Genomic DNA, 7,111 nt, shown 5'->3' on the forward strand with positions numbered 1-7,111 from the left:
CACGCAGATGAACGAGATTGCGCAGATTTTGATTGTAAAGAGACAGAATGGTTCCGATTGCAATTAAGCAAGAACTACGGCAAAATTTTCGTCCATGGAAAGAATTCCTTCGGATAAAGTTTCCGGATGTGAGGTAAAGCCTTTCAGCTTTGAAGTCTTCCCTTTCACGACCAGGTCCATCAATTGTTTATCCGACAGTTTTTTGCCGAAGATCTCAAAAGAAACTTTAAAGCCGCAGTTTTTGAAATCCGAACAGCCAACCGCCGTCTTTCCTTTCAGTAAGTGATGCGCTTTGCATTTCGGGCACTGGGTTTCTTCCCAGGATGCCAGCTCTTTTTTTGCGGCCGGTTCCCGTTTTTTCTTTTCCTTGGCAACTTCAACTTTTTCTTCTTCCAGGGAAATTACCTTTCCTTTTCCGTCCACCACTTTTTTGGTAAGTTCCGTCACCATCTGGATCAGCTCTTCCTTAAACAGGTTGGCTTCATACTGCCCGCTTTCGATCTTGCGGAGCTTGGACTCCCACTCTCCGGTCAGTTCCGGGCTTTTCAGCAGTTCGTCTTCAATGGTATCGATCAGCTGGATTCCGGTCTGGGTCGCGATCAGGTTTTTCCTTTTTTTCTCGATGTATTTCCGTTTGAAAAGCGTTTCGATGATGTTGGCGCGGGTCGAAGGCCTTCCGATGCCGTTATTTTTCAGCATTTCACGAAGCTCTTCGTCCTCTACCTGTCTTCCCGCAGTCTCCATAGCTCTCAGAAGAGTCGCTTCGGTATAAGGTTTCGGCGGCGATGTTTTCCCCTGATGGATCATCGGATCATGCGGCCCGGTTTCTCCTACAATAAACTCAGGAATGGTCTGTTCCTCTTCCTTTTCTTTTTCTTTGTCTGTGGTTTCTTCTTTCGGCTCTTTGGCATAAACGGCTCTCCAACCCGGTTCCAAAACCTGTCTTCCGCTGGTTTTAAAAGGAATCGTTCCTACTTTTCCTTCCACCAACGTATTCGAGATCTTACATTCCGGGTAAAAAACGGCGATAAAACGTTTCGCTACGAGATCGTACACCAGCTTTTCCTCACGGCTCAGATTCTGGGAAGGCGGAACTTCCGTCGGAATAATGGCATGGTGGTCGGTGACTTTTGCATCATCGAAAACCGCTTTTGATTTCGGGATGGGTGCTTCCAGCAGCGGCGCGATCAGCTCCTGATAGAAGTACATCTTCCGGAGAATGCCTTCTATTTTCGGATGCAGGCTTTCGGATAGATAGGTTGTGTCTACCCTTGGATAGGTAACATGCTTTTTCTCGTAAAGGCTCTGGATATAGTTGAGCGTATTCTCCGCAGAATAGCCGTATTTTTTGTTGGCTTCTACCTGAAGGGCCGTTAAGTCAAACAGTCTCGGATTCTTCTCTTTGCCTTCCTTAATTTCAAAAGAAACAATCTCGAAAAGATTTACCTTTAGATATTCCAAGCCTTTTTCGGCGCGTTCCAACGTTTTTAAGCGGTCGATCGCTGCATTGAAGATCACGTCGCGGTATTTGGTTTTCAGTTCCCAATATTCTTCGGTGGTAAAAGCATCGATTTCTTTCTGGCGCTGCACAAGCATGGCCAATGTAGGCGTCTGTACCCTTCCGATGGAAAGAACGGCCTTGTTTCCGCCGAACTTCTTGGTAAAAAGCCGTGTCGCATTGATGCCTAACAGCCAGTCACCGATCGCTCTTGCATTCCCTGCGAGATAAAGATTTTTATAATCTTCAGCAGGCTTTAATTTCTGAAAACCTTCTTTAATCGCCTCTTCGGTAAGGGACGAAATCCACAGCCGCTGAATGGGCTTATTGCATTTTGCCTTCTGCAGCACCCACCGCTGGATCAGCTCTCCTTCCTGCCCGGCATCCCCGCAGTTGATGACCTCATCGCATTCTTCCACCAGTCTTTCAATCACTTTAAACTGGTTTTCAACGCCTTTGTTCGGAATTAATTTAATCCCGAAATTAGAAGGAATAATCGGCAGCAGAAAAAGGTTCCAGGATTTGTACTGGGGACCGTAATCGTGCGGTTCCTTGAGGGTGCAGAGGTGTCCGAATGTCCATGTCACGCAATAGCCGTTTCCTTCCATATAGCCCTGTTTCGGCGTCGTCGCGCCCAATACTCTGGCAATATCTCTGGCAACACTGGGTTTTTCGGCAATACAAAGTTTCATGAAGTTCTCGGGATTTTGAAGAGGGCAAAAATCGGGATTTTTTTTGGAATTTGCTAATTTGTTAAAAACAGATGATTAACTATCCGACTAAATTGAAAAGTCATCAGATTTCTATTTCGTATTCAAACGTTTGCTAATGGCTGTAAAGACAATATGTTTTCTTTTTAAATCTGATTTAAAAGTACAGTTTTTGAAGATGTAATACAGCTTTATGAAAAGGATTGCCTGATACTTTTCTTAAACAGAAAGCTCCCTTAAAAGAGAGCTCATTTGTAGTAGGTATAAAAATTTGATTTAAATCACAGCATCATCGGCACCTCCATCAAAAGAATTTCCGTATTCTCTGAAGTGGCTTTGATCTTCAGATCCGAAATATCCCAAACGCCGAAACCGTCCCTTTCTTCTATTTGCTGCCCTTCGATTTCTGCACTTCCTTTAATGATGAACGCATAGACGCCGTTTCCTTCTTTTTTAATTTCGTAAAGGGCCTCAGTATGGCTTTCAAAATTCCCTAAGTGGAACCATGCATCCTGATGGATCCATACGCCTTCGTCTTCGGAATTTGGCGAAAGAATCTGCTGGAACTGATTTTGACCTTTTGTCTTATCCAAAGTAATCTGATCGTATCTCGGAGTGACATTTCTTTTATTCGGATAGACCCAGATCTGCAGGAATTTTACCGGCTGATCCTGGTTTTTATTGTATTCGCTGTGCATGATTCCCGTTCCGGCACTCATCACCTGGATATCGCCGCTTCTGATGACGGCCGTGTTGCCCATGCTGTCTTTGTGCTCCAGGTCGCCTTCCAAAGGAATGCTGATGATTTCCATATTGTCGTGCGGGTGGGTTCCGAAGCCTTTTCCGCCTTCCACGACATCATCATTTAAAACCCTCAGCACGCCGAAGTGCATTCTTTCGGGATCGTGGTAATTGCCGAAACTGAAGGTATGGTTACTCACCAGCCAGCCGTGATCGGCCTTACTGCGCGAATCCGCTTTATGAATCACAGAATGATCGTTGATTTTCGAATCCGTATCCGGCAGGTGATTATATCCGATCGGTTCCAGCGGTTGAATCTCATCAATTTCATTTTTCATTGTGTTATCGGAGGTCACGAACATTCCTGTCCCCAGCAATCCTTTCTTTAAAAAATCTTTACGGTCCATATCGGTTAGTTATTTATTCGTTTTTAATGAAACAAAGGTAAGACCACGAAAATGGTATTTCATTTAACTGGTTTAATAAATTTGATTTTTTTTAGATAACAGTATACTCAAAGCGGAAATCTGGCAGAGGCTGGAAGAGGGAAGCCGGATGCTGGAAGTTTCTTCTGTTAACATCCGGCAACGGTCTCAAATATCAGATGATCTTATTTATGATTCTGTTAGGTGAATTTTATTTAAAACTTTGATTATCTTTTATTTTTTCCACTTATTAACTTACTGAAAACAAACTAAATATTATCGAATCCATGTGATGTCAGGAATTTTCTCTCGTACAACTTATTATTGTGTAAAGACTGAACAAGAAGTTATTGCATCTAATGACCATCCGTCAAAAATCCTTCAAAATTTCGCCACCCCTCCATAAGAGTGGAATTCTGCGTATATTATTCTTTACTTCTATTCGCTAAACGCTTTCTGATCGTACTTACAAACTCCTTGGAAACCCCGAGATACGATGCAATATAATACTGCGCTACCCGTTGCGGAATCGTAGGATACACCCTGATGAATTCCAGATAACGGTCCGTTGCAGGCTGGGAAATCGTATTTACCAAGCGGTTCTGAAGCGTCACTACATAGCGCTGCATCATCATCCGGAAGGCTCTTTCAAACTTAGGAACCTTTTCAAGCAGTTCTTCCTTCGTTTCCGGATCCAGCATATAGATTTCGGTATCTTCCAGGGTTTCGATAAAAATCCTGGAAGGCGTTTTGTTGTTAAACGAATCAATATCTGTGATCCACCAATCTTCAACGGCAAACAGAAGCGTTACTTCAAAGCCGTTTTCATCAAGGTAATAAGTCCGTACGCAGCCTTCCTTTATAAAACCCTCGAACTGGCAAATTTCTCCCTCGCGCAGAAGATGTGTTTTCTTAGGGAATTTCTGCAGCCTTAGCAAATCTTCATAAATTTTTTCCTCCTCCGCCGTTAAACTGACAAATCGCGAGATGTTTTTGATGATATTCTGGAACATATATTTATTTTACGGCTGCAAATTAGGAAAAAGTGAATAAACTTCATTCTTCAGAAGCCCGCTTCCCCCGCCGTAATGGTCGATTACCTTCACATCTTTACCGAGAGCTGAACAAAAAACTTTGATCTCATTTTCATATTTTTCATCCAACCCGGAACTCAGCAGAACGATATCAACCTCATTTTCTTTGATATAATCCGGGCACACGGTTTCATCACTCCGGATTTCCGCTTTCCAGCCTTCATTATTCTCGATGATCCTTTTTAACGTTTCAAGAATTTCCTGATTTTTTCCAATTACTAAAAAATTTAATGTTTTCATCTTTTAACTGTTATATCGATTTATTTTTTAGGAGCTGATTCCCGCTATCCACTGTATCTTTTTTCCAGCCTTCCATTCATTCCATCTGCAAAAAAGGATGCCGTTCCTATCGGGGCTGGAAAATTGGCCTGTATTACAGATGTTTGTTTCCGGTGATTTTAAGTTCATTCAGATCCAATTGGGATTCTGCTTTCCGGATTTCATCATCACTGAATTCTTTTTCCCGTTTAATTTTAAACAGTTCCTTTCTTTGCAATGCAAAAATATCAAGCATAATTTCATGATATTCATTCAGGTCATTCCGTCTGTTGGTGCACATTTCCAATGATTCCAGATGACTCTGCTGCTGGATAATATCATTTTCAACCGTATCCTTAAAATTCTCCACCAGGCTGTTGGTTTCCAGATTAGAGTGATATTTTTCGTTCAGACGGTTCACTGCAAGATTATCCAACCTGATCTGGATACTTGCCTGTTGCTCGTGAGACGGAAGAACCGGATCGAGCTCACCGATTTTCGTCAGTTTAATAATCAACGGAAGCGTCAGACCCTGAAAAACCAGGGTCACGAAAATGACCACAAACGTGATAAAGATAATCAGGTTCCTCATCGGAAAGGCCGTTTCACTATTCATCATCACAGGAATAGACAGAGCGGTTGCCAATGAAACAACGCCGCGCATGCCTGCCCAGCCGATAATCAGAGGGTTTTTCCATCCCGGGCTCGGGTCTTTCCTTACTTTTTTGCTCAGCCATCTTGGAATATGTGCCACAGGATAAATCCATAAGAGACGCACCACAATCACAATTAAGCTGATGATTAATCCGTATTTAATACCTTCCATCACAGAAGTTTTACCCAAACCGTTGATAATATCAGGAAGTTCCAAACCTATCAAAACAAAAACCAGCGCATTCATAACAAAAATCAACGTATTCCAGACGCCGGTCATATTGATTCTCGTCATCCCGGTTTTAAAAATTTCGTGCGAACGGAACGACATGAACAATCCGCCGCTTACCACAGCCATCACTCCCGAATAATGAAAATGTTCTGCGCCCAAAAATAAAACATAAGGCGTAATCACCGTCAATGCAGCATCAATCGCGGGAGTTGTCGGCAAAAACCGGTGAATGGCATAGAAAATGTGTGCCCCCACAACTCCAACCACAACGCCCATTCCAGCCACAAGGAAGAATTGCCCCGTCGCTTCCTGCATCGAAAACATCCCTGTCATCACCGCTGCCAATGCAAATCTGAAAACAATAAGCGATGACGCATCATTAATCAGACTTTCACCTTCCAGCATTGCAATGGTACGTTTCGGAACTTTCAGACCCTTTAAAACGGTTGTTGCCGCAATGGCATCGGGTGGAGAAACAATTCCGCCCAACAGGAATCCCATTGCCAGTGTAAATCCCGGAATCAAGGCCTGGGAAGCAAATGCTACCACAATAGATGTCAGAAAAACCAGTCCGAAAGCCAGTAATCCGATGGTACGTTTCCATTTCCAGAAGTCGTTCCACGAGGTGTACCAGGCGGCTTCGTACAGCAGTGGCGGCAGAAAAATAAGAAAAATAACATCCGGATCCAGCTGTAAAACCGGAACTCCGGGGATCAGGCTGATTCCCAAACCTGCCAATACCAAAAATATAGGATAGGCAATTCTGATGCGCTGTGCAAGCATGACCAGAAGCATGACGACAATTAAAAGTCCGAGAATTAAAAGAAGTTGTTCGTGCATAGTTTTTATTATTGAATGTTGGGTGAAAATGCCGGATGCCCAGCAAATTTACTTTTTACTTTTTACAAATGAATAAAAATTGAAGTTCGCTCTTTCTTCTCAAGATTTTTGGTTTTATGACCTTTCCCTGAAATATCTTCTACCAAAAGAATTTCTCCCGTTTGAAATTGTCTGATTTCACCTAACGAGGTTTCGATTTCTACTCCTCCATCTAAAAGTACGATATACTATCTTTGTGGAGCGTGATGAAAATCGTAATCATACTCAGCGGAAACCTTTCTGAATTGAAGTTTTTTAACGGAAACATTTTCTGATAAAGAGCCGATTTGCCCCTGATTGATTAATGGAATTTCTATGTCTTCGAAGTGAGATCCGCCCTTTTCATCGCTAAAGATTCTTGTGATTTTCATAAATCGATTTTATTTAAAAATAATAGAATTCGCTAATTCAATTTCCTCCTGATTAATAGAATGTCCGAAATTAGCATAGACTTTTTCCGTCACATTCGCTTGATGGCTTTAATGGGCTTTATATTTTATGCTTCTTCTTTGAACCAGACATCATTGTATTCTTCCGGATGACGTTTGAATTGCGCGTGAACGTACGGACAAAGCGGAACGATTTTCAGATTGTTTTCCCGGGCGTAAGCCACCAGCTTA

General features: G+C 42.5%; 7 protein-coding genes. All 7 read right to left on the reverse strand.

The genetic code is table 11. From position 1 onward, the window contains the following. Positions 1 to 63 precede the first annotated feature (63 nt). Positions 64 to 2,190 carry a type IA DNA topoisomerase gene (locus FY557_RS09375; protein ID WP_149246988.1) on the reverse strand — a complete coding sequence of 709 codons (2,127 nt, stop codon included), beginning with the start codon at positions 2,188 to 2,190 and terminating at the stop codon, positions 64 to 66. Positions 2,191 to 2,489: 299 nt separating this feature from the next. Then, complete coding sequence (locus FY557_RS09380) at positions 2,490 to 3,356, reverse strand: pirin family protein (protein ID WP_149246989.1); 867 nt, start codon at positions 3,354 to 3,356, stop codon at positions 2,490 to 2,492. 443 nt (positions 3,357 to 3,799) lie between these two features. Continuing rightward, positions 3,800 to 4,387, reverse strand: a complete 588-nt coding sequence (locus FY557_RS09385; protein WP_149246990.1) for a Crp/Fnr family transcriptional regulator — start codon at positions 4,385 to 4,387, stop codon at positions 3,800 to 3,802. Between the two features lie 9 nt (positions 4,388 to 4,396). Continuing rightward, the gene (locus FY557_RS09390; RefSeq protein WP_149246991.1) at positions 4,397 to 4,708 is read right to left on the reverse strand and encodes a hypothetical protein; all 312 of its coding nucleotides are present in this window, start codon (positions 4,706 to 4,708) and stop codon (positions 4,397 to 4,399) included. Positions 4,709 to 4,841: 133 nt separating this feature from the next. After that, the gene (locus FY557_RS09395; RefSeq protein WP_149246992.1) at positions 4,842 to 6,452 is read right to left on the reverse strand and encodes a Na+/H+ antiporter; all 1,611 of its coding nucleotides are present in this window, start codon (positions 6,450 to 6,452) and stop codon (positions 4,842 to 4,844) included. A 227-nt stretch (positions 6,453 to 6,679) separates the two neighbouring features. Continuing rightward, positions 6,680 to 6,862, reverse strand: coding sequence for a hypothetical protein (locus FY557_RS20340; protein WP_228451753.1), 183 nt, complete (start codon positions 6,860 to 6,862; stop codon positions 6,680 to 6,682). A gap of 125 nt (positions 6,863 to 6,987) precedes the next feature. Next, on the reverse strand, positions 6,988 to 7,104 hold the full coding sequence (locus FY557_RS09410) for an N-acetyltransferase (RefSeq protein ID WP_228451754.1): 117 nt from the start codon (positions 7,102 to 7,104) through the stop codon (positions 6,988 to 6,990). Between the last annotated feature and the right edge of the window lie 7 nt (positions 7,105 to 7,111).

It is taken from the genome of Chryseobacterium sp. SN22, assembly GCF_008329705.1.
In the GTDB taxonomy this organism is placed as follows: domain Bacteria; phylum Bacteroidota; class Bacteroidia; order Flavobacteriales; family Weeksellaceae; genus Chryseobacterium.